This window comes from Rhizobacter sp. P3_B12 (assembly GCF_056402895.1).
This window is the reverse complement of record NZ_JBFUGN010001429.1, coordinates 1-1133: the sequence shown is the minus strand read 5'-3', so window position 1 is coordinate 1133 and position 1133 is coordinate 1. Positions and strand designations below refer to the sequence as shown.

The following is a 1133-nucleotide window of genomic DNA, read 5'->3' as shown; positions in this document are numbered from 1 at the left end:
GGGTAAACCCGCAGAGCACACGAGGTGCTCGCGGGGACCACGCTGCCGACGAGCAAGCCGACGGAGCGGTTCCGGAGACTCCCGGAGTCGATCCGCGGTCGATTATCACCGTCACCTCTCGCACCCCCCGGGCCCCGTGCCGCGGCGGGTGGAGGCGCCAGACGGACTGACAAGGAGTGACATGACGACAGCGCTTCAACAATGGATCGCGGGATTTCAGGACGCCCGCCACACCGCCGCTCGGTCGAGCGCGGTCTTTCTGCGTGACGTGGGTCACGGCCTGCTGGAAGTGAGCCACAACGGCCTGGCCCTGCTGGGGCTCGCCATCGTCGCGATCGTGCTGTTCATGGGCAGCCGCGCCGACCTGCGCCATGTCGCCGAGAGCCGCGCGCTCGACTGGCTGCGGGCGCGCCACGATGCCCGCGTCGAGGGCACCGCCCARGCGCTGACCGACCTGGTCGAGCCCGATGCCGTGAGCCGTGCCACCGCGACCGACCCCCGGGACCTGACCAAGCAGCAGGCCGCCGTCGCGCTGTGGATCTCGCGCCGCTACCGCGTCGCCCCCGAGCCCGTCAGCCGGCTCGTGAAGGAAGCCTGGGCCGTCGGCAGCAAGTCCGGGCTCGACCCGACGCTGATCCTCGCGATCATGGCGATCGAGTCCAGCTTCAACCCCTTCGCCCAGAGCTCGGTCGGCGCGCAGGGCCTGATGCAGGTCATGACCCGCGTGCACGACGACAAGTACGAAGCCTTCGGCGGCAACCATGCGGCCTTCGACCCGGTGACGAACCTGCGGGTCGGCGCGCTGGTGCTGAAGGAATGCATCACGCGCGCCGGCGGTGTCGAGGCCGGGCTGCGCTTCTACGTGGGTGCCGCCAACCTGAACGACGACGGCGGCTACGCCGGCAAGGTGCTGGCCGAGCGCGAGCACCTGCGCATGGTGGCCGACGGCAAATCGGTGCCGGTGTTCGCACCGCTGGTGGTGCCGACGCCGGTCGCGCTGCCGAGCACGCCGCTGCAGGCCGAGCCGGCCGTCGTCGAGCCGACACCGGTCTCGGCGGCTCCCATCGCCTCCCAAGCCCAGACGACGCACCAGGTGGCCTCGCTGCGCTGAGCCGGCAGGGCCCGCGGTACAC

At 71.2% G+C, this 1133-nt stretch carries 1 protein-coding gene; it reads left to right on the top strand.

What is annotated here, in order from left to right; translation table 11 throughout:
* Nucleotides 1–181 precede the first annotated feature (181 nt).
* Nucleotides 182–1111 (top strand): lytic transglycosylase domain-containing protein, encoded by a 930-nt coding sequence (locus tag AC1D01_RS35815; protein WP_477874443.1) that lies wholly within the window; start codon nucleotides 182–184, stop codon nucleotides 1109–1111.
* Nucleotides 1112–1133: the final 22 nt, after the last annotated feature.